General features: G+C 43.4%; 20 protein-coding genes and 1 tRNA gene. 7 read left to right on the top strand and 14 right to left on the bottom strand.

Translation table 11 applies throughout. The annotated features are described in order from the left end of the window. Positions 1 to 43: 43 nt before the first annotated feature. The 4 genes from NRI27_RS12025 to NRI27_RS12040 form a co-directional block, all read right to left on the bottom strand. A complete protein-coding gene (locus tag NRI27_RS12025) occupies positions 44 to 880 on the bottom strand; it encodes a peptidoglycan DD-metalloendopeptidase family protein (protein ID WP_371390885.1) in 837 nt (278 codons plus the stop codon). Positions 881 to 1,401: 521 nt separating this feature from the next. Next, positions 1,402 to 1,761 (bottom strand): hypothetical protein, encoded by a 360-nt coding sequence (locus NRI27_RS12030; RefSeq protein ID WP_371390887.1) that lies wholly within the window; start codon positions 1,759 to 1,761, stop codon positions 1,402 to 1,404. Between the two features lie 280 nt (positions 1,762 to 2,041). After that, entirely contained in the window at positions 2,042 to 2,581 is a 540-nt protein-coding gene (locus tag NRI27_RS12035) for a GNAT family N-acetyltransferase (protein WP_371390888.1), read from the bottom strand. 590 nt (positions 2,582 to 3,171) lie between these two features. Further along, positions 3,172 to 3,244: transfer RNA gene (locus NRI27_RS12040), tRNA-Ala, on the bottom strand. 68 nt (positions 3,245 to 3,312) lie between these two features. On the opposite strand from NRI27_RS12040, the gene NRI27_RS12045 reads away from it, so the two are divergent. After that, positions 3,313 to 4,332 (top strand): DUF2804 domain-containing protein, encoded by a 1,020-nt coding sequence (locus NRI27_RS12045; RefSeq protein ID WP_371390889.1) that lies wholly within the window; start codon positions 3,313 to 3,315, stop codon positions 4,330 to 4,332. A 621-nt stretch (positions 4,333 to 4,953) separates the two neighbouring features. Continuing rightward, entirely contained in the window at positions 4,954 to 5,421 is a 468-nt protein-coding gene (locus NRI27_RS12050) for a YusW family protein (RefSeq protein WP_317944675.1), read from the top strand. Positions 5,422 to 5,487: 66 nt separating this feature from the next. On the opposite strand, the gene NRI27_RS12055 is transcribed toward NRI27_RS12050, so the two are convergent. From NRI27_RS12055 to NRI27_RS12065, 3 genes are all read right to left on the bottom strand, one after another. Next, positions 5,488 to 7,317 (bottom strand): ABC transporter ATP-binding protein, encoded by a 1,830-nt coding sequence (locus NRI27_RS12055; RefSeq protein ID WP_371390890.1) that lies wholly within the window; start codon positions 7,315 to 7,317, stop codon positions 5,488 to 5,490. Continuing rightward, positions 7,298 to 9,040 (bottom strand): ABC transporter ATP-binding protein, encoded by a 1,743-nt coding sequence (locus tag NRI27_RS12060; RefSeq protein ID WP_371390891.1) that lies wholly within the window; start codon positions 9,038 to 9,040, stop codon positions 7,298 to 7,300. Before NRI27_RS12060 ends, NRI27_RS12055 begins: the two co-directional genes overlap by 20 nt. Before the next feature lie 1,326 nt (positions 9,041 to 10,366). Continuing rightward, positions 10,367 to 11,269 carry a DMT family transporter gene (locus NRI27_RS12065; RefSeq protein ID WP_371390892.1) on the bottom strand — a complete coding sequence of 301 codons (903 nt, stop codon included), beginning with the start codon at positions 11,267 to 11,269 and terminating at the stop codon, positions 10,367 to 10,369. Between the two features lie 132 nt (positions 11,270 to 11,401). Here NRI27_RS12065 and NRI27_RS12070 point away from each other — a divergent pair, with 132 nt between their 5' ends. After that, positions 11,402 to 13,048: a sensor domain-containing protein gene (locus NRI27_RS12070; protein WP_371390893.1), complete on the top strand. Its 1,647-nt coding sequence runs from the start codon at positions 11,402 to 11,404 to the stop codon at positions 13,046 to 13,048. A 153-nt stretch (positions 13,049 to 13,201) separates the two neighbouring features. On the opposite strand, the gene NRI27_RS12075 is transcribed toward NRI27_RS12070, so the two are convergent. Together NRI27_RS12075 and NRI27_RS12080 are read right to left on the bottom strand one after the other, a co-directional pair. After that, positions 13,202 to 13,678 carry a threonine/serine exporter family protein gene (locus tag NRI27_RS12075; protein WP_317944685.1) on the bottom strand — a complete coding sequence of 159 codons (477 nt, stop codon included), beginning with the start codon at positions 13,676 to 13,678 and terminating at the stop codon, positions 13,202 to 13,204. 15 nt (positions 13,679 to 13,693) lie between these two features. Then, entirely contained in the window at positions 13,694 to 14,440 is a 747-nt protein-coding gene (locus NRI27_RS12080; RefSeq protein WP_371390894.1) for a threonine/serine exporter family protein, read from the bottom strand. Positions 14,441 to 14,881: 441 nt separating this feature from the next. Here NRI27_RS12080 and NRI27_RS12085 point away from each other — a divergent pair, with 441 nt between their 5' ends. After that, positions 14,882 to 15,241 carry a RidA family protein gene (locus NRI27_RS12085; RefSeq protein WP_371390905.1) on the top strand — a complete coding sequence of 120 codons (360 nt, stop codon included), beginning with the start codon at positions 14,882 to 14,884 and terminating at the stop codon, positions 15,239 to 15,241. A 90-nt stretch (positions 15,242 to 15,331) separates the two neighbouring features. Here the strand turns inward: NRI27_RS12085 and NRI27_RS12090 are convergent, their stop codons facing one another. Continuing rightward, positions 15,332 to 17,500, bottom strand: coding sequence for a beta-propeller domain-containing protein (locus NRI27_RS12090; protein ID WP_371390895.1), 2,169 nt, complete (start codon positions 17,498 to 17,500; stop codon positions 15,332 to 15,334). A 143-nt stretch (positions 17,501 to 17,643) separates the two neighbouring features. On the opposite strand from NRI27_RS12090, the gene NRI27_RS12095 reads away from it, so the two are divergent. Together NRI27_RS12095 and NRI27_RS12100 are read left to right on the top strand one after the other, a co-directional pair. Next, entirely contained in the window at positions 17,644 to 18,957 is a 1,314-nt protein-coding gene (locus NRI27_RS12095; RefSeq protein ID WP_371390896.1) for a short-chain fatty acid transporter, read from the top strand. 133 nt (positions 18,958 to 19,090) lie between these two features. Then, positions 19,091 to 19,516 (top strand): DUF3139 domain-containing protein, encoded by a 426-nt coding sequence (locus tag NRI27_RS12100; RefSeq protein WP_371390897.1) that lies wholly within the window; start codon positions 19,091 to 19,093, stop codon positions 19,514 to 19,516. Between the two features lie 65 nt (positions 19,517 to 19,581). On the opposite strand, the gene NRI27_RS12105 is transcribed toward NRI27_RS12100, so the two are convergent. After that, positions 19,582 to 20,187 carry a pyroglutamyl-peptidase I gene (locus NRI27_RS12105; RefSeq protein WP_317944695.1) on the bottom strand — a complete coding sequence of 202 codons (606 nt, stop codon included), beginning with the start codon at positions 20,185 to 20,187 and terminating at the stop codon, positions 19,582 to 19,584. A 144-nt stretch (positions 20,188 to 20,331) separates the two neighbouring features. Between NRI27_RS12105 and NRI27_RS12110 the strand changes: the two genes are divergently transcribed. Then, a complete protein-coding gene (locus NRI27_RS12110; RefSeq protein ID WP_371390898.1) occupies positions 20,332 to 21,210 on the top strand; it encodes an SDR family oxidoreductase in 879 nt (292 codons plus the stop codon). A gap of 229 nt (positions 21,211 to 21,439) precedes the next feature. On the opposite strand, the gene NRI27_RS12115 is transcribed toward NRI27_RS12110, so the two are convergent. From NRI27_RS12115 to NRI27_RS12125, 3 genes are all read right to left on the bottom strand, one after another. Next, entirely contained in the window at positions 21,440 to 23,641 is a 2,202-nt protein-coding gene (locus NRI27_RS12115; protein WP_371390899.1) for a YhgE/Pip family protein, read from the bottom strand. 70 nt (positions 23,642 to 23,711) lie between these two features. Then, on the bottom strand, positions 23,712 to 24,281 hold the full coding sequence (locus tag NRI27_RS12120) for a TetR/AcrR family transcriptional regulator (protein ID WP_371390900.1): 570 nt from the start codon (positions 24,279 to 24,281) through the stop codon (positions 23,712 to 23,714). 680 nt (positions 24,282 to 24,961) lie between these two features. Then, positions 24,962 to 26,131, bottom strand: a complete 1,170-nt coding sequence (locus NRI27_RS12125; protein ID WP_371390902.1) for an aminotransferase class I/II-fold pyridoxal phosphate-dependent enzyme — start codon at positions 26,129 to 26,131, stop codon at positions 24,962 to 24,964. Between the last annotated feature and the right edge of the window lie 256 nt (positions 26,132 to 26,387).

Genomic DNA, 26,387 nt, shown 5'->3' on the forward strand with positions numbered 1-26,387 from the left:
GATGACTTCTAGTCACTATCGTACGATTTTGAAGCGCACTTTTTTATCCACCTATTCTTTTCCCATCTGCAAGTGCAGCTCCAGCAATTAACCCGTTTAAGTAAATGGCTTTGGACACCGTCATTTTCCCCTCTCTCATTTCTTTCTCATGTTCATCAGAAGAAAATACGCCAAGCTCTCGTGCATATTGATACACATTCGCCAATTCTTCTCGTTGACGTTGGTTGAGTTCCAACATGATCTCCTCCTTCCCTATCGGCAGTACAATCGGTGGCGACGGCTTCTCTCTTTCAGCGATTTCTTTTGTCAGCTTCGATCTCGTCAAATGGTCTGCCACACCATTTACAGGCAATGACCTGCTCTTCTGATAATCCATCACGGCTTTCGTTGTACGATCCCCTTGAAGGCCATCCACCACCAATTGATAGCCCAATCGATTTAACTGCTCTTGCACAACCTTAACTGTAGAATCGATGATATATAGAGCAGGGTTCACGTGATTGGCATAACCGCCCGGCCACGTCCCTTTACTCATTTCAAAGTGCAGATGAACGCCCGTTGAATTTCCAGTGCTCCCTTTCATGCCAATGTACTGACTTTGAGAAACGTATTGTTTGGTCGATACGGCTATTGTCTGTAAATGCAAATATGCGGTCTCCCATCCATTCGTGTGTCTTATGACAATATAATTGCCCGCAGTGGCATGTCCCCACCCAATATAACGAACATAGCCACTAGCCGCTGCCCAGATTTCATTATTCGTCGCCGATCCGTAGTCAATTCCCCAATGCGGTCTCACACCTTTGTTCGTTACCGGATCCAAACGCGCACTACTATAAAGACTCGTAATATAGCCTTCGCATGGCTTCACAAACTGCATTGCTTCAACTCCTTCCATCCTTTCGATTTACTAAATGAAAGACTGTAACCTTTCACTATACTGCTATAGTATTTCTTCACTACTGAATCGTGCCGGCTTTGTGGAATCGGTGACATATTTGGCTGAAGTTTTTAGTGAATGAGCAAGTTTAACCTTGATGCAATGAACTACACGAAGAAGATTTGCACAAAAAAAGATCGCCAAAAGACGACCTTCTTTTGCTAAAAGACAGCGCGCTCTTACTCCATATGTGAATCAGTAAGACCACTCACAATATCCCCAAAAGTAATCTTCATGTTTAGCGCACAAACCAACGCGGAATCTATGTTAAATACTTGAGAAAAAAGAAGCTCGGCTTCATATTGCTTCTGTGCTTCTTCCGATGTGACCCCTTGATTTATCAAGCCTCGAATAAATGATTCCCTATTTGCCGGCTTCGCACCAATTTTCCATAGCGAGTGGATAAACTGAAACTTTCTCTTTGGTCAAACAAAAAACGCCCTTCATAGGCGTTCGTGTACTTATAACTTATTTATTACTTGCATGCTTTCTAAAATTGTTTTTGCGTCCTCATTAAGATAAGAAATGATTTCTTCTCTTAGCATTAAATCCACATTGTCTTTTATCAACATCTTCAATCCTCTAACATTAAAGTTAGAAGCATAACTGTTAATTGAGTAAATTATATTCATTTCTCGTCGAGTAATGGGTTCAGCTGTATTGTTAATGAGAAAATTGAATAGTTCCCTCGCATTCCTTCTAAGATGATGTTTATTCTCTTTTAGCATCTCCATGTTCTCTTCCATGTATTTTCTGGCAGAAATAAAATCTAAATCATCCATACATTTATTAATGGACCTTAAAAGTTCTTGTTGAATCATAATAGACACTCCTTTAAACCTATACTAGCTAGTAGTTATTATCGGTAAAAACGAACTATTATTTAGACCCAGCAAGAACTAGAGACAAAACCAACAATCTGAACGTTAATGTATACGTTCTATCTAATCTTTCACATTCTAAACAATACCCAATTTATGCAGAGAGTTTTCCAGATAAGAAGGCTATTCAGATCGATCCTGTTGCACCCAAAACCTAATAAACCCCAAGGAATCTAATAGATCTCTTGTTGCAAAACTAACAAGTGTAGTTGTAAAATTTTCACTCAAAAAAGACACTTGGATATTCAATAATACCAGCTGCATGATCAAGAGAGCCTTCCAGTAATTCAATAGCCATTAAAGCTTCTTCTGGCACTTCAAACGGTGCTTTAATTTGCCATAAGGATGACTTCTTAAAACCGAATTTCGGATAATATTCGGGATGACCTAGTACGAATACTGACTGGAATTCAAGCTTTTTCGCCACTTCTAATGCCTTTCGGATTAATGACTTTCCAATACCTTTGTTTTGGTATTCAGGTAAAACTGAAACAGGTGCGAGTGCAAGTGACGCCGTTTTTTGATTGTTGGCATCACTAATGAACACTTTAGATAAAAGAATATGCCCCAATATTTTATTGTTTTCTTCGTCAACAGCTACCAAGGATAACTCTGGAATAAATGAATCGATTTGTCTGATTCGTGAAACCAATTTATGCTCAGTTTGGTCACTTTGAATCGCAGATGCAAATGCGGTTTCTACGACCTTCTCAGTTAATTCATAATCGCTTTCCTGTTCTTGTCTGATAATAAAATGCATTAATACAGCTCCTATTTCTTATAAATATCATGTTTGAAAAACGATGTTCAAACATGACTTTTGTATAACAATTCTTGTTAGTTGATGAATTTTATATGATGGTAACATAGTTCGCCCATTAGAGAAACTTTGGTAATAGGACCTTTCTGTTGTACATTATGCTCCGATTGTAATGTGAAAAACGACGACTTAACGGGAGTTATATTCATTCATCTTATAAATGTAAGAAAACGTATTCCCAAGCATTTTATAAAATTATCGTTTAACATATCTCAATACACCTTCTGCTGCACATGGAGCAGTCCAGGAGTCCACCCGAAAATAAGCTCAGAACGACTTGGACACTCAGATATTAAAATCGACATGAATACATACGGACACGCTTTGAGAGTAGCCGATAAAGCCGCAACAGATAAATTTGATTCTATTCTTAAAAAGAGTTGAAATGAAGAAAAAAAATACATTTAACTTTATTCAAAGCAAGCTTGTTTTTCTGTTTAGTCGGCAAAATGTCGGCATAAAAATAGCGTTTCTTTTAAAGATTCGCTTGGAACCTTCAAGAAACGCCGTCCTATCAATGTTATTACTTATGGAGCATACCGGGTTCGAACCGGTGACCTTCACACTGCCAGCGTGACACTCTCCCAGCTGAGCTAATGCCCCGACTATCTGCTATACTATAAATTATAACAATGACAGTTGTAAAAGACAATAGATTGGGGGCTTTCTCCTTGCAACATGCTGAAAGGGAAATTACGGGTCCTGTTACACTCTGCGATAAGAAAGGAATGTTGAATCCTGAAGCAATCGGCTTCGCTCGACGTCCTTTTGTAGAGAGTAATCTGAAGGGACATTTCATGCGCAAAAAGAAGTGGAATTATTGGTGTGTGTTCGGTGAGGACCTTCTATTTTCTGCGTCCATCAGCCATTTTGATTATGCAGCAATCTGTTTAGTTTCGATTTTCGATTACGAGACACAACGTTCCTATGAAAAGCAGGTTGTGTTACCCGTTGGCCGGAAAGTGAAAATGCCGGATGATGTGCTTGGCAGCGTGAAGTTCATCAACGAACGGATTTCTGTTCAACTTGTGCATATTCAAGGAGAAACGCACTTATCTGTAACCATTCAGGATTTTGATAATGAAGTGCTGCATGCCGATTTGCATATCGAACATCCCGAACAAGATGATTCCTTGAATGTTGTCATTCCTCGGAAGCGAGATCTGTTCCAATTCACAGCCAAAATGCATAGCATGCCGACTACCGGTTTTGTAAAAATTGGGTCTCGACGCTATGATTTTAATCCAGATTATAGTTTTGCCGTTTTGGATTACGGGCGCGGTATATGGCCACGGAAATCAGAACGATACTGGGCTTTGGCTTCTCAACGGTTAGGCGGACGTCGAATCGGATTGAATTTGGGTGCAAAGTGGACAGAAGGTACTGGCATGACGGAAAATGCAGTCTTTGTCGATGGAAGGATGACAAAAATTCATGAAGATGTGATTTTTACGACCGACCCTCTACATTTCAAGACACCCTGGATCATTCGCACAAAATTTACTTCGCAAGTGGATCTTTCCTTTACACCATTCTTTGAGCAAACGTCCAACTTGAATGCCCAATACGTCAAAAGGATCGCGAATCAATACGTGGGTTATTTTAACGGCACCGTACAGCTGCAAGATGGCTCTACGCTCCGCATCCGCCAAATGCTCGGATGTGTCGAAGATCATCGGGTAAAATGGTAAATGAACCAACTGGCTTCTTGCTAGTTGGTTTTGTTTTGCCTTTTTTCTCCATGAATCAAACACACTATTTTCTCAACTTCCAATGTGAGAAGTGCTTTGAGAAGGCTAAGAGCATTTAGTTAGATCTGCATGGTTAGGGTGTTACTCATTACTACACTTACTCGTCGTAACACAACGGAAAACGCTCATAACAGAATGCTCGCTCCGTATCACAACGTAAACGGCGCGTATCACAATGTAAACCCCGCGTATCACAACGTTTGCGTTTCGCATCACAACGTATAGCCGGCGTATCACAATACTCGCTCCGTATCACAATGTAAACCGCTCGTATCACAACGTTTGCGTGTCGCATCACAACGTAAACCACGCGTATCACAACGTTTGCGTGTCGCATCACAACGTATAGCCGACGTATCACAATACTAAACCGATTCCCACATTAACAAAATTCATGAAGATGCATGCATTCTACTTCCATTGAGCCCATACATGCGGATTCAAATGAACTTCCCCGCCTTCTTTCATTCGCGATTCTCCAAAAAGGTCTTGGGGTGTTGGGTTTAATTTTCAAACAGGAAGGAAAATACTGAGGAGAGATTACTTTGGGAGGTTGCTTACATGAAGAACATAGTGAAGTATGGCGCAGTGTTGGTTTTTGCGTTGCTCGTGTTAGGGGCTTGTGGGTTCGGGAAGGATCCTGATGATCGGAACCGGGAGGATGCGACCGTTTTGCATGAGAATGAGAAGGAAGGCGGTTCGTTGGAGACGGGGAATGGGTATGGCTTTGATCAGTTTGAGCTCGAGATTGAGGTGGATGGGCATGATATGATTGAGGCGAAGTATAAGATGGATCGCAATATGGAAACCATTTATAAAAATCAATTGGCCGGTATTGACTTAAAAGATGATGAGGCGATGGTGAAGTTGGATGAGATGTTCATTGACATCCTCTTCACGAAAGATACTTCCAAGCAGGAAGCGATCGATAAGTTGTTGGAGTGGTTCGGCGTGGATACGTATACCGAGTTTGACTTAGAAGTGTATTTTGATGATGGCACGATTTTAGATGTAGAAGAGAAGCACTGACACGAAACCCGCTTGCCGATGCTGTTCGGTTTAAGCGGGTTTCGTATGTAGTCGATGCTTAACCTGTCAGGATGTTGCGTCCATGAGCATCGTATAGTACACACCTTTTCGTGCAATTAATGCTTCTTGCGATCCGGATTCTATGAGCTTCCCTTGCCCCATGACGTAAACAGTATCTGCTTTTCGGACGGTGTTCAATCGATGGGCGATGACGAAGCTTGTGCGACCTTCCATCAGACGATCGAGTGCTTCTTGAATTTGGAGTTCTGTCACGGTATCGATGCTACTTGTTGCTTCATCCAACAGCAGTAAGACCGGATCGGCAACGAGGGCCCTTGCGATGGAGAGCAATTGCTTTTGACCTTGTGAGATTTCCCCGCCATCCGCTGTGAGCACGGTATTGTAACCTGCCTCCAAGCGTGAAATGAAGCTATGGGCATTCGCTTTTTTCGCAGCTTCGATTACTTCTTCGTCTGTTGCGTCAAGTTTTCCGTAGCGGATATTTTCCATGACGGTCGCTTCAAAGAGGAAAGGATCTTGAAGGACAAAAGCGGTTTGGCTCCGCAATGTTTCACGCGGCAATTCATTGATAGGAATGCCATCAATGAGGATTTGCCCTTCATTCGCCTCGTAAAAACGTGCAAGCAATTGCATAATTGTCGTTTTCCCTGCACCAGTTGCCCCGACAAACGCTGCGGTCTTGCCCGGTTTGACGTGGAATGAAATGCCGTCGACCGTATAGCCATCCGTATCCACTGCATAGCCGAAAGACACATTTCTAAATTCAACATCACCTTTTAGAACTGTTTCAGCATGACCTGTCGCATCATCTTTCTCGACTGGCTCGTCCATAATTTTGAAAACCCGCTCGGCACCAGCAATTGCCGAAAGCACCGTGTTGAACTGGTTCGATAGGTCGTTAAGTGGACGCGTAAATTGACGGGCGTACTCGGAAAAAATGACGATAGTTCCGATCGTGACGAGCCCATCCCCTTTCAATGCCAATAAACCTCCAACGCCCGCTACAATTGCGAAACTCGCGTTGTTTAGCATGTTCATCACTTTTGGAATAAAACCTGAATAAGTGAGTGCCCAAAAACCGGTGCGGCGCAGTCGTTCACTTTTTTGTGCAAATTCCTCCATGACGCGTTCTTCTTGGGAAAATGCCTTGACAATTCGTTGTCCTGAAATCGTCTCTTCAATCATGCCATTTAGTTCACCAACCGCTCGCTGTTGCTCTTTAAACAGCAAGCCAGTCCGACGTGTTATCCACCGGATGGCGATGAACATGACGGGAACGATTGTCATCGTCAGCAAGGTCAATATCGGGCTCAGATACAGCATGACGGCAAATGTTCCTGTCAGCGTCAATATACTTGAGAACACTTGGATGAAAGACGAATTTAACGTTTGGCTGACATTTTCAATATCATTTGTCACGCGACTCATGAGCTCCCCGTGTTGCCGTTTGTCAAAGAACGTGACAGGTAGTTTTTGCAGGTGTGCGAACAAACTTGTGCGTAGACGGAAGACGGTTTGCTGTGCAATCCCGACCATCCAGAAACTTTGAAAATACAAGGCGAATGACAAAACGGCATAGATGGCAATGAGGAGAATAATTTTCCCTGCGAGTCCGTCGAATTGCATCGCGATAATATGGTTGTCGATGATTTTTCCAATCAAAAACGGTCCGAGTAATGATAGGACGGAGCTGACAAGAACAAGCGCAAGCACTGCGATGAGAAGTCCCCGTTGTTCATCGACAAGCTTCCAAATCCTCAACAATACAGACTTCCAATCATTGGCCCGTTCAGCTTTCTTTTTTCCTGGTCCTTTAATGTCTTCTTTCTTGATGATCGGGTCATATCCGAACGGTTTACGAATGCTCCTCACCATCGACGATCACCTCCTCTTCCGCTTGTGATTGTGCAATTCTTTGGTAGAGCTGTGACTGATGCATTAAGTCAGCGTGCGTTCCATAGCCGACAACTTTCCCTTCATCCAATAGAAGAATTCGATCGGCACCTTTAGCCGTTTGCACTTTTTGCGTCACGACTAGCATCGTCGCCGCCTCTTTCTCAAGCGCTTCCCAAAGAGCCATTTCCGTCTTCACGTCGAGCGCACTCGTACTATCATCAAGAATCAAGATGGATGGTTTTCGTACAAGCGCCCGCGCAATGGAAAGCCGCTGTTTTTGCCCACCTGACAAATTGACACCTTTTTGCCCGACACGTGTGCCATACTTTTGTGGGAATAAATCAATCGACTCATGGATTTGCGCCTTTTTCGCCGCTTCCTCCAATTCATCCGGCGCTGCCTCCGTATCTCCCCATGATAGATTGTCTAGTATGGAGCCCGTGAACAAAATGGATTGTTGAGGAACGAGCCCGATTGTATCGCGCAAATCCTTTAGCGACCACTCATTCACTTCAGTTCCACCGACAAAGATTTCCCCTTCTGTCGCCTCAAAAATACGAGGAATTAAATTTAATAACGTGGACTTTCCAGAACCGGTCGCTCCCATGATGGCGAGTTTTTCACCAGGTGCGACATGGAAAGAGATATCGTCTAAAATCGGTTCCGGTTTTCCTGGATACGTAAAGGAAACATGTTCAAAACGCAACTCGCCTTCAAGCTGGCTCAAGCCCGAGCTTTCAGACCGATTCACTTCCAAATCATCATTCGCCACAAGCACCTCTTCCATCCGCTCAGCAGAAGCTTTCGCACGCGAGAATGCAACGATGATGAACGCGAACATTGAAAAAGCACCTGTCATGCGCATCGCATAGTTGACGATGGCTACAAGCTCACCGACTTGTGCCTCCCCGTTGCCAATCTCGACAGCACCAAACCATAAAACCGCCATCAGACTGACATTCATGACGAATAAAAGCACAGGAAGAATAAGCTCCATCATCCGCATCGCTTTCACTGTGTCATGACGTAACTTATCCGCGACTCTTGAAAAGCGACTCGCTTCGTACATGCCTCTCAAATACGCTTTGATTAAACGAACGGCTTGCAAATTTTCTTGAATGACCCGGTTCACCCGGTCCAATCTGCGTTGGACATTCGAGAAATAACCAACTCCTTTACGCGCCATAATGAATAGAAAAATAAGTAATAGAGGTGCACCAATTACTAAATAAAATGCTAATTTCACATTCACGACGAAAGCCATGACCAAACTGCCGAGGACAAGTAATGGCGCGCGCATCATGATCCGAAGTCCCATGAACAATACGTTCTGCACCATCGTTACGTCACTCGTCAACCGTGTAATCAATCCTGCTGTTGGAAAACGCAGAAACGTCGCCATCGAAAAAGCCTGAACTTGACGAAATAAGGCTTGACGAAGATCAAATGCAAAACTTTGCGCAGCATGTGCAGCAAAATAGGAGTTGATCACCCCTGAGAAAAATGCGACGAATGCAAGCCCCATCATGACACTGCCCCACGTCCAAATGACCGTAACGTCTTCCGCTAAAATCCCTTCATCAATGATTTTTGCGATTAATAAAGGTTGAATGAGCTCCACGGAAAGTTCTGTTAGCATAAGGAATAGCGCAATGAAGATTGGCCATTTATATGGCTTCGCATAGGAAAAGACTGTTTTCAAAATTCCAGACCCCCAACAACTACTTCGTATTACGAATTATTTTTCTTTTGTCACTATTATGCCACACATCAAAAATTATGTATAGGGAGTAGGTCTTCTTGAATGTTCGAGAAGTTTCCAAGAAGTAGAACGGGGTTTGCGGGGGATTTCCGGGAACTGCGGGAGATATTTTAACTTGGAGAGGAACTTTTAAGGTTCATTTGGGATAAAAATGCATTTTACTTACCGTGGAGCGCGTTTCGAGGTTTGTCAGGCAATTGGAGGGGGTCTATTTGACAGCGGGGATCGCTTTTCTCATCTGACGGGCATTTAGAGCATTTCTATTTGACCGTGGGAGCCGGTTTCGCGGGTGACGGGCAATTAGACGGGTTCTATTTGACCGAGGGCGCCGATTTTCTCCTCTGACGGGCATATAGAGCATTTCTATTTGACCGCTAGGCGCAGATTGCGCGGGTGACGGGCAATTAGACGGGGTCTATTTGACCGCAGGAGCCGATTTTCTCCTCTGGCAGGCATATAGAGCATTTCTATTTGACCGCCAGGCGCCGGTTTCGAGGGTGACGGGCAATTAGAGGGGGTCTATTTGACTGAGGGCGCCGATTTTCTCCTCTGGCAGGCATATAGAGCATTCCTATTTGACCGCCAGGCGCCGGTTTCGAGGGTGACGGGCAATAATTATGCTAAAACTATGTTTAATGACACGCTAGCTGCAGATTTCCTTCCTTACGCGTCTTTAAACCACCCTTTATGACGCGCTAGATTCATTTTTCATTCCTATCGCGTCATTAAATCACTCTTTATGACACGCTAGATTCATTTTTCATGCCTAGCACGTCTTTAAACCACTCTTTATGACACGCTAGCTTCATTTTTCATGCCTACCGCGTCATTAAATCACTCTTTATTACGCGCTAGATTCATTTTTCATTCCTACCGCGTCATTAAAACACTCTTTATGACGCACAACCTCCAAATTTCCTCCCTATCGCGTCATTAAAACACTCTTTATGACACGCAAGCTGCAATTTTCATGCCTACCGCGTCATTAAAACACTCTTTATGACGCGCTAGCTGCAATTTTCATGCCTATCGTGTCATTAAATCACTCTTTATGACGCGCTAGCTGCAATTTTCATGCCTATCCCGTCATTAAACCACTCTTTATGACACGCAAGATTCTATTTTCCTCCCTATCGCGTCAATAAAACATTCTACTTGACGCCACGCCTCACTAAACCCCACACAAACAAAAAAGAAAAAGTGAAATCAGGCCGCCCCGATCTCACTTTTTCCCACTCTCTGAACCTTTATTCTCGTAACCAACCGTTATTCTTTTTTCACTTTACTACCCGCGACCGACAGACCCGTCACACCTAGTAGCATGATTAGCCCGCCGACAATTTGCCAAAAGCCTAATACACTTCCGAACCAGATGACCGAGATAATCATCGCTGTCAGCGGTTCAAAACTGGATAAAATACTTGTTTCAACAGGTGAAATGTATTTCATGCTCCCTAAGAAGAGTAGGAATGCGACCGTTCCGATTACGATGACGAGGAATAAAACAAAAGTTGTATTCCATTCTGTCAATGAACCGATTTCCTTGCCGACTCTTCCGATATTTACAATAAGAAGCGTGACACCACCAATGAGCATCCCCCATCCGACTGCCAGGAGGACGCCCCATTCATTCATCAGGCGCACGGGGTATAGTGTGTAAAAGGCAAATGCAAAACCGACGGCCACTCCCCAGAAAACTGCTTCCTTACTAAGCGCAAAGCCTGATAATGTGCCGTTCGTTAATAGAAGGAAGAGGCCACCCATTGTAACAATCATACCAATGATTTGCGCTGCTGGAGGCGTCGCTTTCTGTCTCATGGATACGAATAAGATAATATAAATTGGCGCTAAAAATTGAAAAAGTGTAGCGATGACGGCATTACTTGAATCAATCGATCCTGCAAAAGTAAATTGGACGCCAAGCATTCCAAAGACGCCAAAGAGGACCATTTGACGCAACCACACTTTATAACGAAGGGGCTTTAATACTTTTACGCCTTTTAGTTTCAAAATGAGTAAAACGACCGCTCCTGCCAATACTAAACGGACGATCAGCATGAAAGATACGGACATTGTGCTTGTGTTCAATATCCATTCCATCATAGGTCCTGTGGCACCCCACATCATCGCACCAATGATAATCATGAAAATCCCTTTAGCTCTTTCCATGACGCTCCACCACCTTTATATGATTTTGGTCTTAGTCTAAGATGTGCTATTATCTTCATAAAAGATGTACTGTTTATTTATCAATCTTCCTATATAATAAAGTACATATAACATCCGAAAGGAGACAGATAGATGGATTCGGCTACTTTAATCGAAAAAACCGAATTACCGTATATCATGGACAGTCTCGTGCAATTCTTTATGGTAACACGTACGGATGGTGAAGGACTAATTACTTATACAAATCAAAACTTCTTGGTTACAAGTAACTGGACACCTAAACGTATAATCGGAAAATCCTTTTGGCAAATGTTTTCCGAAGATGAAGAAAAACAAGCGCAGGCGCATGCAATATGGAACTTTATCACCAACGGCAAGCCGTGGTTTGGTACAGCAGAAAAAACAAGTCGAAACGGTGAGCCTTATTTCGTAAAGATGATGGCAATCCCAACAATGAACGAGGAAGGTTCCCTCGAATCAGCTATGTTTTTAGAGCTCGATATTACAGCGGACGTTGAGTTGCAAGAAAAACTCGAACAAATCGCATTCATCGACTTTGAAACTGGACTGATGAGCCGTCACAAGTTAGAAACGATGGTAAACGAAAACATTGCTGAAAACAAGCATTTTTCATTCGTTTACATTGCAATCGATCACTATTATACACTGAAAGATTTGCAATCCTATGATTCAGAATCTATTTTCATTCAGGAATTTACGAATCGTCTCAAACGATTTTTCCAAGGAGATCCGATTGCTCGCATTGGCGTCGGGCAATTTGTTGTGCTTACATCATTCGGTGAATGGTTTGTACAAGGCTTCTTGCCATTTTTGAAAGAGCAACCCATCTACATCAATCATCAGTCATTGCCGTTATCGATCAGCGGTGGAATTGTTCGTTATCCAGAAGACCAACAATCCTATACACACCTTATTAAAGCAGCATTGGCAACGACAAAAACGATCCGCGAGCAAGGAGGCGGACGCATTTCTTCATTATCTGTCGAATCACACAAAGATTTAAATCGTCGTTCGATTATTGATAAAAAAATGCTAACCGCACTGGATCATCGCAATTTGCAAGTCGTGTATCAACCACAATTGGATATCGCCACCGGAAAAGTACATGTGTATGAAGCACTCGTCAGATGGGAAGACGAGGAACTTGGTCAAATTTCTCCGGATGAGTTAATTCCAATCGCGGAAGAAAACGGTTTGATCCATGCGATTGGTGCGTACGTCATCGAAGAAGCTGCAAATCTGGCAGTGAAATTGACGACGGAGAAACCGGATATTAGCATCTCTGTCAACACATCTGTGCGTGAATTCAGCAACTCTTCGCAAATGCGAGAGAAGCTTTCTACAATTCTTGAACAAACGATGTGTCCACCAGAGAAAATTCAGCTGGAGATCACGGAAAAATTTGCATTTCAGGCTGAACAAGAAAAAGCGATTGTCAATGAGATGAAAGCGCTTCAAGATACTGGAATCCAATTCATCCTTGATGACTTTGGAACAGGATACGCTTCGTTCCGCTACATGCAAAACTTGCCGATTTCCAAAGTGAAAATTGATAAGATCTTTATTCAATCGTTAACGACGATGCCAAAAACGCGACAACTCGTTGAAGGCATGATTTTATTCGGTAAATCGATGGGCTTATATGTCATTGCAGAAGGTGTTGAAACCGAAGAACAGTTTGAAACGTTGAAAGAAATGGGCGTCGATGCAGTACAAGGCTATTACATCGGTGTCCCAATGAAGGAAACTGACATCTAATCGTAAAACGGAGCATCTCAATTCGTTGAGGCGCTCCGTTTTTAATGTACACTAAACAGCTTGTAAATTTTTAAAGATCACGAGCATGAGTAAGAAAATCAATACACCAACGAGCATATAGCCATACTTTTTGTTCAACTTATTCTCCCCCTTCTACACCGGTCGATTGTCATTGAACAGTTGCTGTGCTTGTTTTTTCTTGAATCGCGACCGAAAGAGTAGTTGTATAAATACTTCCGCAAAAACAAGTCCCATCGCAATGGCCCCTGATACCATGAAGGCTTTCACCGCAAAGGAAATGGCCGTCAAATTATCATTTTCCACAAAATGACGCATTGCATTATACGCGGTTCCTCCTGGCACAAGGGGAATAATGCCGGCGACACTAAATATGATCATCGGCGTTTTAAAGCGCTTCGCAAACATGTGAGCGAATAACGCGACTGCAAAAGCACCGAGGAAAGAAGCTTGCACGGCATCCCCCGAATAAAATTCAAACAAACTGTAAATCATCCAGCCTGCCATGCCGACAAATCCACAATAGAACAGCATTTTACGTGGCGCATTAAAAATAACACCGAACCCTACCGCGGCGAGAAAACTGAGTACGGCTTGCACAATCCAATCCATTTCGTGTCACTCCTTTCAAAACGACAAGACGAGTGCAACACCCGCTCCAATGGCAAATGCGGTCAGAAACGCTTCCGCTCCTTTTGATAAACCAGACATAAAGTGTCCTGCCATTAAGTCCCGCACCGCATTTGTAATTAGCAAACCCGGTACAAGTGGCATGACGCCTCCAATGATAATTTTGTCCAGTTCGGTTCCTAAGTCCATGCGCACTGCAAGGAAAGCAACAAGCGCTACGCTTAACGCGGCGAGAAATTCAGCGAAAAACTTTACTTTCGTCAATTCATGAAGCACTGTAAGGACAAGAAAACCAGCCCCTCCTGCCGCCACTGCAGCGACAACATCAGACCAATAACCTCCGTACAACAGTAGAAAGCAACCACTCGCTACACTTGCTGCTACGAGCTGCAGCCATATCGGAAACATAACATTTGCGCGTTGAATGTCCTGCAAACGCGCATACGCCTCAGCCAAAGTATAGTCGCCTGTGGACAACTTGCGCGATACGTCATTGACGAGTGCAATTTTTTCTAGATCCGTTGATCGGTTTTTGATGCGCACCAATTTTGTATGATGAGGACTACCTGGCGATAGGAGAATGCCCGTTGGCGTCACAAAACTTTCAACCGCAGACAGCTCCTGTGTCCGAGCCATCCGCTCCATTGTGTCTTCCACTCGATACGTCTCCGCTCCTGCTTCCATCATAAGGCGTCCCGCAAGCAAACAACAGTCAATCGCCAACTCTTTGTCAGTCACCTTCATGTCCCCACCTCCATCCGCTTTTCCTTCATTTTAGAGGACACAGTTTGAAAAAACAATTTGTAGGAAGATGATAAGGTGCTGCATTTACCTCACTGAATTTACACACATTTCGTATTTGTAGAATTATGGCAAGAAGTTTAGTAACATGTTACTAAAGAAAGTTTTATAGCTTTCAACATTTTTCTACTTATAAAACTTGAAATCATGACATAAATTCTACTGTCATTTCATTCAACAGGAAGGAGTGTCCAACAATGAAGAAAAAAATACTGATGTATTTATCATGTGGATACGGATACTCCACTGCTGTTTTTTTCTAGATTGACCTACAAAGGGTGAAGTGTGTCTAATTGTAGGCTGTCTTGAAGTACAGCAGAATAAAATTGAATGGAATGATTAATTTTGGAGAGCACTAAAATTACAAGAAAAAACCCGTCAAGCATGCCAGCACCCGTCGGGAATTACGCACATATTACTAAAATCCCTAGGAATGTAGAGTTGTATGTGACATCTGGTCAAGTGGGGATAGATGGAAATGGCCAATTCCCACAAAGTTTAAATGACCAAGTGCAAAACACATTCACCAATATTATGGCAGTGTTGGTATCTGAAGAATTACTTGCTGAAAACATTATAAAAGTCAACATATGGGCAACCGAAGAAATTGATTGGAATTTCTTTGATGAACAATGGGAGCAATTATTTCATAAGGACTATCCCTCTATGACCGTTGGGTATGTAGATAAATTAGGCTTACCTGAAATAAAAGTTGAAATAGAAATCTGGGCAGCCAAAGTATAAAACACACACACTTCATTCAAAAGACCATGGAATCTATTGCGATTCCATGGTCTTCTATCAACTTAAGCTAAGAATATTTAGTGTAGGGTTTTACCTCTGTTTCGTCTGCAGCTTACTAATCTCCTCAAAATCTTTCAGGTCATAACTAATGATTTCCTCTCTCGCGACTGTAAACAAATTGTCTCCACTATAGATAATGCGCTCGACTTGCTTTTCCCATTCTTCATATTGTTGGCCTTTCGCTAAACCTTTTACCAAATCCCCTTTTAACACAATGCCTTTCTCAGGTGTGATTTCGTAAATGAGCGCTCCTGAGCCTTTGTAGTCCAACTCAAATTCTTTCGCTGTTTCTTCATAGACGCTTACCGGGAAGCCGTACAAGTTCCGATTTTTGTGTTGGAACAAAGCTTTATGGTCATATTGGATCGGAGAATACGTACCTTGCCCTCCGATGATTTCTGTGAACTTCTCTTTTGGATTGTGGAAATCAGACACATCGAACAAGGAAATTTTCATACCTTTTGTAATAATCAACGGTTCGCCACCAGACGGATTCTTTTTGGCAACGGTGTCGTATCCGAAGCCGATCAGATGGTTTTCATCGAGTGGATGCAAGTAGTTCGAGAAGCCTGGGATCTTTAATTCGCCTAATACTTCTGGCTTGGATGGATTCGCGACATCGATAACAAAGAGTGGATCTGTTTCCCTGAACGTTACCATGTATGCTTTATCCCCCATGAAACGCGCGGAGTAGATGCGTTCTCCTTTCGCAAGGCCTTCAACGGAACCGGTCAGTTCCATGCTTTCATCGAGAATATACAAATGGTTTTTTGATGGATTACTGTCATCCCACATATTTCCTTCCGTCATGACGACCCGGAAATGCCCTTCGTGTTCATCCATGGAAAATTGGTTCAAGATGCTACCTTTCAATGCAGCATGACTAAAATAGTCCACTTTACTTCCGTTCAGCTTGAACTTAAAGAATTCTGTTTGGACGTTGGCAGGATTCCAAATTGTCGTCCTTGACGCCTTATTGGACTGCTCCACGTCATAAGTGGTAGCCGTTAAGTAAAGATGGTCCTTCGTCATATACAGTTGCTCGCTACTGCCGAGAAACCCTTTCGTCTCGAGCTGACTACTTTCCGGTGAAGATACATCAATGGCTGTAATGACGGAGTAGCTTGGTTCCGTAGCCCCGGGCAAAATCGAAATATCGTCAAAGTTCATATAAGACGTATCCTCTTCGTTTGAGGAATCAAAAACTTTCGGACGCAAAGCATCTTCTTCGATTTCGTCCATCGCCCAGAAATGCGGATGGACATTCGTTACAACATACAACATATTCTCTGTTTTTCTTGCACTGTTCAAGTAGCCTTCCGCCCCTACTTCACGAATGAATTCAGGTTGTTGTGGATTGCTTACATTATAGAAACGGACTGTCGTAAAACTAGTAGACGGTGCAAAATGCTTTGCCTGCGCTTTATCTTCAGTAATTACTTCGCTCTTACTACCGATGACAATGAGTACATCATCATGAAGAAATAGCTGTGATGGATAATAGTTCGTATCCATTTTAATTCGTGAAGCTACCTTCATACGTTGAGGATCTTGAATATCAAGGACTTCGACTTCATTTTCTCCGAATACAGAGTACACGAATCGCCCGTCTGTCTTGACAATATCCGACTCGTCGATCCCTTCCACTTGTACATTCGTTGTAGAATAATCGCCGTCACTCGCAACTTTGGAGGATTCCTTGGAGGATTCAGCGGAAGTATCACTCTCCATCGCACTTTCCTCAAACTCCATATCCGCTCGTATAAGAGTCATGTGATCTTTTGCCCGTTTGAAATAGGTCAATAAATCTTCGTTCGAACGAATTGATTCAATCTCGTCGTACACAGTAAATTCGAGTTTCTCGGTCTTCATCACTTTGTAGAAATTTCCGTTAACGGCTTTCTTGTTCATGTGTAACGTGTACGTACCCGGTTTTAAACCGGCCACTTGCAGTTTTTTATTCCCTGCAAGCAATTCAAATTCTGGCTGCATCTTCTTCCCATGCTGATCCGTTACATAAAGATGCCCCGCTTCAACTGAGTCGCTCGCTAACGGTTCCGAAAAATACACTTGCCAACCGCTCTCCGTCAGTGCGGTTTCTGTCGCCAAGACGGTCACCTTCTCAATAAAAAATGCAAATGTCAGCGCCATTACGCCGATAACAGCTGATACGCCAAGCCAAATGACTGGTTTCCGCATTTGAAACACCCTTCCTTTTCTGTCCCTTTACAAGAGTAGACTGTTGTATTTCAATTTCGTTTCATTTTTCTAAAAAAACATATCTACTAACTGAGTTAAATATGATAGTCTTAAATCGAGGGAAATAGGAGGGAGAATTGGAAATGAAAACACTCACAAGGTTTTCGAATACGATTATGGAACGTTATTTACCAGATCCGTACATATTCGTAGCGATTTTAACGGTCATCGTATTCGGACTAGGCATTGTATTTACTGACTCAGGACCACTAGACATGGTCGTCCATTGGGGAGATGGATTTTGGAAACTGTTAGCATTTACGATGCAAATGGTCATTGTACTCGTTGCGGGACATGTGTTGGCCAGTAGTCCTTTGTTCAAAAAATTATTAAGTTCGTTAGCTAGCTTGGCAAAGTCACCAGGTACCGCAATTTTACTCGTCACGGTCGTTTCGTTAATTGCTTGCTGGATTAACTGGGGCTTCGGACTTGTCATCGGTGCTTTATTCGCGAAAGAGATTGCAAGAAAAGTAACAACGGTCGATTATCGTCTGTTAATTGCAAGCGCTTACTCCGGATTTATTATTTGGCATGGAGGGCTTGGCGGATCGATTCCGTTAGCGATTGCAACACCTAATCATGACTTTGAATCTACGATGGGTATCATCCCGACGTCAGAAACTATTTTCTCAACATATAACCTAGTCATCATAGCGATTTTATTCATTACAATACCGCTATTGAATCGTTTCATGATGCCTAAGCCTGCAGACACAGTATCGATTGATCCGAAGCTATTGGAAGAGAAAGTGGAAGTGAAGCAGGAGGAAATCCTTACACCCGCTTCCCGCCTTGAAAACAGTTTCACCTTATCCATGCTCATCGGTATTTTAGGTCTTGTTTACTTATTCATGCACTTTTATTCTAAAGGATTTGACTTGAATCTAAATATCGTGAATATGATATTCTTTATTCTCGGTATCATTTTCCACGGCACACCGAAACGTTTTCTAGCTGCAGTTGCTAATGCAGTGAAAACGTCTGGAGGAATCATCATCCAGTTCCCATTCTACGCAGGGATTATGGGCATGATGGTCATGTCAGGTCTTGCCCTGGTAATGTCCGAATGGTTCGTTAGTATTTCTACAGCAGCGACGTTCCCTGTGCTCACCTTTTTTGCAGCTGGTCTCGTTAACTTCTTTGTCCCTTCAGGCGGTGGACAATGGGCGGTGCAGGCACCGATCATGCTGGATGCTGCACAAACGCTTGGCGTGAGTTATTCCAAGACGGCGATGGCAATCGCTTGGGGAGATGCATGGACGAATATGATCCAACCTTTCTGGGCTTTACCAGCTCTTGCAATTGCAGGCTTGCGTGCAAAAGATATTATGGGCTATTGTGTGTTCGTGTTAGTGTTAAGTGGGATTGTTGTAAGTCTAGGACTGTTCTTCTTATAAGTTTTTGATCCGTAATCTCGCAGTTCAGGTTACGGATTTTTATGGTTTGTGTAGGGGGATTCTTTGACGAGTAAGCGACTTGTGGTAAAATATAGAAAATACAAGCATTTGTGTTTTCATTTGCTACGTGGAGGTGTTTGTCATTACGAATCGGTCAAAGAAAAAGCGGCTACCGATCATTATTGGGATTCTCGGATTGGTCGCATTTGTAGCAGCACCATTTATTACGATTTATTTTTTGAACAATGGTAATCCCTATCATAAATACCTCGTCAATAAATATATCCCTCAGCACTTGGAAGAGGCAGGGTATACGGATAGCGACATACAATGGCAAAGCTATGCTCAACCCAAACACACGATTTCAAAAGATGTCTATCACGGTCATTATGCAGTCACTTTTCACGACGAACCTGACCTGCAATATTATTATGGCGTAACGAAAAAAGGTAAGAACGTCGTACAGTTTTGCAGCAAACATCATGCAAGTGGCGAGTCCATTACGACGGAGACAAAACATAGCGAAAAGAATTGTATCGATCAGTTTAGCAATAGATAGCTTACGCGAATAAATCCGTGAAAAAAAACGCCAATCGTGCAGTGATTGCACTTTGGCGTTTTGTTTTATTCACCTAAAACTTCAATACATGCAATGATGCCACGCTTTAAATCCGCATGTGACCAACTCGGTACGCGGCCATGTTCGACGGCGAGTTCGTGCGAGGCTGGAATATGGATGAAACCCGCAAGCATTCCTCGTTGTTGAACGTGCGCATAGTGAAGCGCGCGGTACATGACGTTGTTGCACAAGTAAGCCCCAGCTGTATTAGAAATGGCTGCTGGCAACTCTTCTTGCTTCAAACGATCCACCATTTTTCGAATTGGCATATTCGTAAAATACCCATCCGCACCATCTTCCATAATCGGCTCGTCAACTGGTACATGTCCACTGTTGTCTGCTGGCCCATCATTCACATTAATCGCAATACGCTCTGGTGTTATTTTGAATCTCCCACCAGATAATCCTAATGACAGAACAGCATCCGGTTTTACTTCTTCGATATGCTCCACAAGTCGGTCGCCCGACACACTGAACTCCACCGGCAAAATCTCGCTATGAATGCGGTATCCACCAATCTCCATTCCATGTAGTTCCTGTGCAATCTTCATTGTCGGATTTACGGGATACTTCAAAAACGGTTCAAATCCTGTCAGTAATAATGTCTTCACAATCATCAACCCCCTCCGATTCATTATAACGGATTTACAGCATGCACTTGTCACTTCACATTCTTTTCCCTAAATTCGTGAACGTTTACGAACAATGTCAGAGGGAATACTTGAAGCAGACATTATTCAAGGAGGAGACTTTCGATGAATAATAAATATGAAAAAACAGATGAACAAGTTACACCACAGACGCAACAACACCAACCAGGCATTGAAGCAGAAATGGATCCTGCTCCGATTTATGACGATGAAAATTACAAAGGCTCAGGAAAATTGAAAGGGAAGAACGCATTAATTACTGGTGGAGATAGCGGGATTGGACGAGCAGTAGCGGTCGCTTTCGCAAAAGAAGGTGCAAACGTCGCCATTGCGTACTTGGATGAGGAAGAAGATGTCGATGCGAATAAAACCGTGGAGCTCATTGAAAAATATGGTGGCAAAGCTAAAAAGTTTCGGATTGATATTAGTGAAGAAGAGAATTGCGAATCGTTGATTGACAACGTGGTACGCGAATTTGGAAGTTTGAACATATTAGTTAATAACGCTGGGAAGCAATTCCCTCAAGACGACATTGCGAACATCTCAAGCGATCAACTGCGCGAAACATTCGATACAAACTTCTTCGGGTTGTTTTATTTATCAAAAGCTGCATTGGCACATATGCAAAAAGGCGATACGATTATCAATACGTCATCCGTCACCGCGTACAACGGCTCGCCAGGCTTAATCGATTACTCGGCAACTAAAGGGGCCATTACGACTTTCACGCGCTCCCTTGCATTAAATTTAGCAGACAAAGGCATCCGCGTAAATGCCGTGGCACCGGGACCTATTTGGACACCACTCATTCCTGCTACATTTGACGCAAAACAAGTGGAGCAGCATGGCGCGGATACCCCGGTCAAACGTCGAGGACAGCCAGCCGAAAATGCACCTGCTTATGTATTTCTTGCATCAACTGACTCCAGTTATATGACAGGTCAAACGATTCATGTGGACGGCGGCGATTTTGTCGGATCTTAAAGCGGTTGAATATTAGAGTTGAGCGGTTCGGGTAAGCGAGCCGCTCTTTTTTTCGCGTGGATTTCGCTTGGTTGATCGCGGGACTCGCTAGCTTGAGCGCGGAGCACTTCACTTTAGACGTGGAGCAACACCTACTCCCAATACGCGGACCGTTCAATCTCTCTCGACGCACCATCATAACGCGATTCAAAAAAGCGATCCTCCGAACGTATCCGGGGATCGCTTTTGCTTATGCTTCTACTGTTTCTCGTGAATATCGTTTTTTGAACAACAGCGCGAAATAGCCAAACGTTAACGCAAGGCATGCGACCATGAAGCCGATCATGATGCCATTGCTGTTCCATAAATGTGTGAAATCGCCTGTCGAAATCGCTGCTTTAAACGCTTGGACTGAATACGTCATCGGCAAGATTGTATTAAATACTTGCAGCGGTTCAGGAATTAATTCCAATGGGAACGTTCCTGCACTTGTCGTTAATTGCAAGATCAATACGATGATCGCCATAAAGCGGCCCGGGTCACCAAAGATCGATACGAACATTTGGACGATCGCGATGAACGTATAGCTCGTAATGATTGCCGTCAAGATGAACAACGGCGTGCTGACAGTTTCCATCCCGAGTCCGTATTTAATGATGACAACCGCAACAAGCGCTTGTATCAAACCGACGACTGCTAAGACGGAAACTTTACTTGCCAACCATCTGAATGCGCCGGTCGGGTGAATGGCCGGTTCGACGAGCGGGAAGACGATCGATAATAACAACGCACCTACGAATAAACCGAGTGACAAGAAATACGGTGCAAAACCGGTACCGTAGTTTGGTACTTCGTTTATCCCCTCTTTGTCGACATCGACCGGAGCGGCTGCCATGTCGTACGTTTTTTCATTCGGATTTACTTCACTCGCAGTTTCATTCGCTTCCTTTAATTTCTCCTGCAAAGTGAGTGTCCCTTCGTCCAACTCTTTCATGCCGTCTGTCAACGTTGTTGATCCATCCGCAAGCTCCTTCGATTTCGTTGCCAGTGTACCTGTTCCCTCTTTCAACGAACCTGTTCCTGCATTTAATTCATTTAATCCAGCAACAAGACTGGATGATCCAGCTTGCGCCTTATCTGCACCATCCGCAAGCTGTGCAAGACCTTGCGCCAAAGCGGTGTTTCCTGTTGCAAGTTTTTCCGAACCATTTACCAATTGGCTAGATGATTCATCCAGTTGATTGATTCCTGCAAGTGCTTGCCCATGCGCGCCACTCAACTGTCCAGCTGCGTCACGCAATTGTGTCGTTCCTTCATGAAGTGCCGCTGTTCCTGCTGATAACTCCTGCATGCCGCCTGCCAATTCCGCACTGCCTTGTTGCAATTGAGCAAGTGCATTTTTGAGCGCCGCCTGCTGTTCCTCAGGGAGTGAAGCGAGCACGGGGCTTAATTGATCGGACAAGTTCGTAATGCCCGTTTGGACATTTTTAGAGCCGGCTGTTAGTTTTTGTGCCGCCCCGTTTAACGTACCTGTCTTCTCGTCAACCGTCGCAACCGCTTGGCCAAACTCTTGCTCTTTTTGACCGATTTGTGCATAACTGTCCTTCAATTTTGCGACTGCAGCTGTATAATTTGTAATGCCGTTCTGCAAATCAGCCGCTCCGCCGGAAGCTTGTTGAGCACCTGCCTCCAACTCTTTCGCACCAGCAGCTAATGTGCCAATCCCTTGATCCAACTCAGCAGCGCCTTTTGCAGCGTCTGCAGTTCCTTTCGCCAAACGATCGGAACCGTCTTTCAGTGTAACTGTACTTGACGCCAATGTTTCCAAGTATCCTTTCAAATCATTGGCACCATCCGCAAGTTTGCTCGCCCCATCGTGCAACGCACCTGCACCGTCCGCAGCTTCGCCAAAACCGTCACCCATTGTTGCGATCGAGTCAAACAACTGCTCAGCGTACGTCGAAGCAACTTTCTCGTTCACCTCAGCCCGAATGCGATCCATCGCCGTTTCACCGATTTGAGCGGAAAGGAAATTATACCCCTCGTTCGGCTTGTAAATAATCGTCAGCTTCTCAGGACTTTCATCCAACAACGTTGTTGCATGCTCCGAGAAGTTCTCCGGTATTTCAATCGCGATGTAGTATTCTTGTCCTTTCAAGCCTTCTTCCGCATCCATTTTGGATACAACTTGGAAGTTGAAATTCTTACTCTCCATCAGTTTATCCACAAGCTCGTCACCGATCGCAAGCTGTTTGCCTTCCAACTCAGCACCTTCATCCGAATTGACGACCGCCACAGGCAATGCATCCATATTCGCATACGGATCCCAAAACGCCCATAAGAACATACCTGCATATAAAACAGGGATAAATAGAATCGCAATTAGTGGTACGAGCATTTTTCTCGTCCGAAACAACTGCTTCCATTCAGCACCTATCATTGATTTTTTCATCTACAATTCCTCCATTTAATACGAATTGACCAAAATGCTCAATTGGTCATTTTAGAATAAAAAAAGAGTCTCAAGCTAAGAGACATTTAAAAATTGTACCACTTAATAAGCCCGCAATCCGTTTTTCCGTCAATTCCTCGTCATGCGTTTTTCCCCAGTCGACGACTAACGCCATATACGATTTAAAGAGGAGATAAGCAACGAGTTCGCTATCACAAGGTTTTAATTCGCCTTTATGGATGGCCCGTTCGATTTTCGCTTGGATGGTGGAGACGATTTCACTTTCTATGTTCGCTAATACTTCAATGACCGCAGGCGTACGAAGCTCTTTTTCTTCTTCGATCAGCTTTGCATACAATTGATGCGTCTTCCGAAATGTTAAGATTTGCATGAGACGTGCATGTGCATTTTGTGCAAACGGCGCGCCTTCCACTGTTACAGCATCTGTAGAAGCTTGCATCTCAGCAATCATTTTCAACACAATCGCATTGAACAATTCTTCTTTATTTGAAAAGAACGTGTAAATTGTTCCCTTGCCGACATTCGCGATCTTCGCCACCTGATCCATCGTCGTCGCCTTATACCCAAACAAGGAAAATGATTTAGCGGCTGCTTCCATAATTTCCTGTCTACGATCCACTTCCTCACCTCTTCTACCGTTATGACCAAAATACGAATTTGGTCATCTAGTCATTATCATACTTCCTATTAAGTTTTTTTGCAAGTGTTTTTTTAGACCGCCGCCAGCCAATTTGGTGCACAAAAAGACTCGAAGCTAATTTCTTTGTTTTATTCTCTCCTCAACTGAAAACTATTTCTAGCGAGACTCTTTTAACTCTTTTCCACGGCATTTTATATGTGTATTCTTAACATAATTGTGCTAAACTAGGCATATTCTAAAAAAGACCAGGTGCGCAAACACCTAGTCAATGCAGCTGACATCCGCATGAAGTGCGGTTGGCCAGGAAAAAGATTAAGGTGTTACAAGGAGTAACCACTCAGCTTCCTAGCAGTAGCGGAGGGTGGTTACTTTTTTCTGTTAATGAACAACGCAATAATCGCTACAAAGGCTGTTACCGCTGCTGCGAGGAAAAATCCAAATTGAAATAACATGTTCATTGCGTCATATGTCACCATGTAAACAATGTCTTATAGATTTACTCTCTCTTTTCAAGAGCGTACTATTTTCCTATTCAACCATGAATGAATTAGCGCTTATAACCATGAACATTGAAAAAGGTATATATATTCCCTTAACTTAAGACATAATTAAAAACGTTAGTGTCCACGGAATATCGACGTGTCCACTAACGCTTCATCTTATTTATCGATCGTTAATTTACTCAATTGGTCAACCGCTTGGCTCAACGCTTGTTCGTTCTGCACGAGTGCCATTCGGACATACCCTTTCCCTTCAGAACCAAAAATACTTCCAGGTACCATGACGACACCGGCTTCATGAATTGCTTTAAATACAAATTCCACATCATCTATGTCGTAAGGATACTTTGCCCATACGAACATCCCACCCGCTGATGGTGTTGCTGTCCAGGCGATTTTCGCTAATCCCTCCATTAGTACTTTATGGCGAAGGGAAAACTCTTTCCGCAACCGGTCCGTTATCTCTTCTCCATGATCAAGTGCCACAGCTGCCGCCTCTTGAATTGGACCGAATGTACCGTAATCCAAATTCGACTTGAGCTGTTTGATGAGTTGGACCATTTCCTCGTTCCCTGCAATATAAGCAATCCGCGCACCTGCGAGACTGAAGCTTTTTGATAGGGAATTGATCTCCATTCCAACTTCCATTGCGCCAGGTGTCGACAAGAAACTCATCGGTTGATCTCCAGTGAAATAGTATTCTGAATACGCAGCGTCATGCAAAATGATGACATTGTGTTTTTTTGCAAACTCAACAACTTCTTCAAAGAATTCTGGACTCGGCATGGCCGGCACCGGATTCCCCGGAAGGTTTAGGATCATGAGTTTCGCTTTCTCGGCAACCTCAGTTGGGACTGCGCTTAGATCTGGCAAAAAGCCATTCTCTGCTTTTAACGGCATATAATAAGGTTCTGCACCCGCTAATTTAATACCTGCATCATACGCAACGTATGCGGGATTTGTCGTTAAGACGACATCCCCTTCATCACAAAAAGCAAAAGGAAGGTGGACCAATCCTTCTTGCGAGCCCATCGTTTGAAGTATCTCCGTTTCCGGATTCAATTGTACTCCTGAACGGCGTTTATAATAGTTTGCAACCGCTTCGTTAAACCTTTTTGTACCACCTAACGTGTATCCGTAAGAGGTTGCTAATGCACTTTGCTCAGATAGCACTTGTCTGATTTTTTCATCTGGTGGCAAATCCGGACTGCCTAGACTTAAATCGACAACGTTTGCACCCGTATTCTTCTTGGCAGTTGCTGCAGCTTTCAAGTCTCCAAAAATTGCTGGAGAAAAAATTGACATTTTCTTTGAGGGGATGATCTTCATACTGCAACACTCCTATTCATGGGCTTTTGACTTTATTTTAGCATAGGAGTGAAAAAGGATTTCATGAAAATCTAACCAATTTACAACAATTTTTGTGAATCAACTTAATCATTAACACACGTTATTGCTTACTTAAGCCCCTAGCTTGTGAAGAGCTTCCTGCGCGACCACGCATCCTTCATACTCCAACCACCCGCGTCCAATCGTCGTATATCTCCAAAAATCGCGGCATACTTCTCCCATTCGCCGCATATCG

Origin of the sequence: Sporosarcina sp. OR05 (assembly GCF_041414805.1) — a bacterium.
Lineage (GTDB): Bacteria > Bacillota > Bacilli > Bacillales_A > Planococcaceae > Sporosarcina > Sporosarcina saromensis.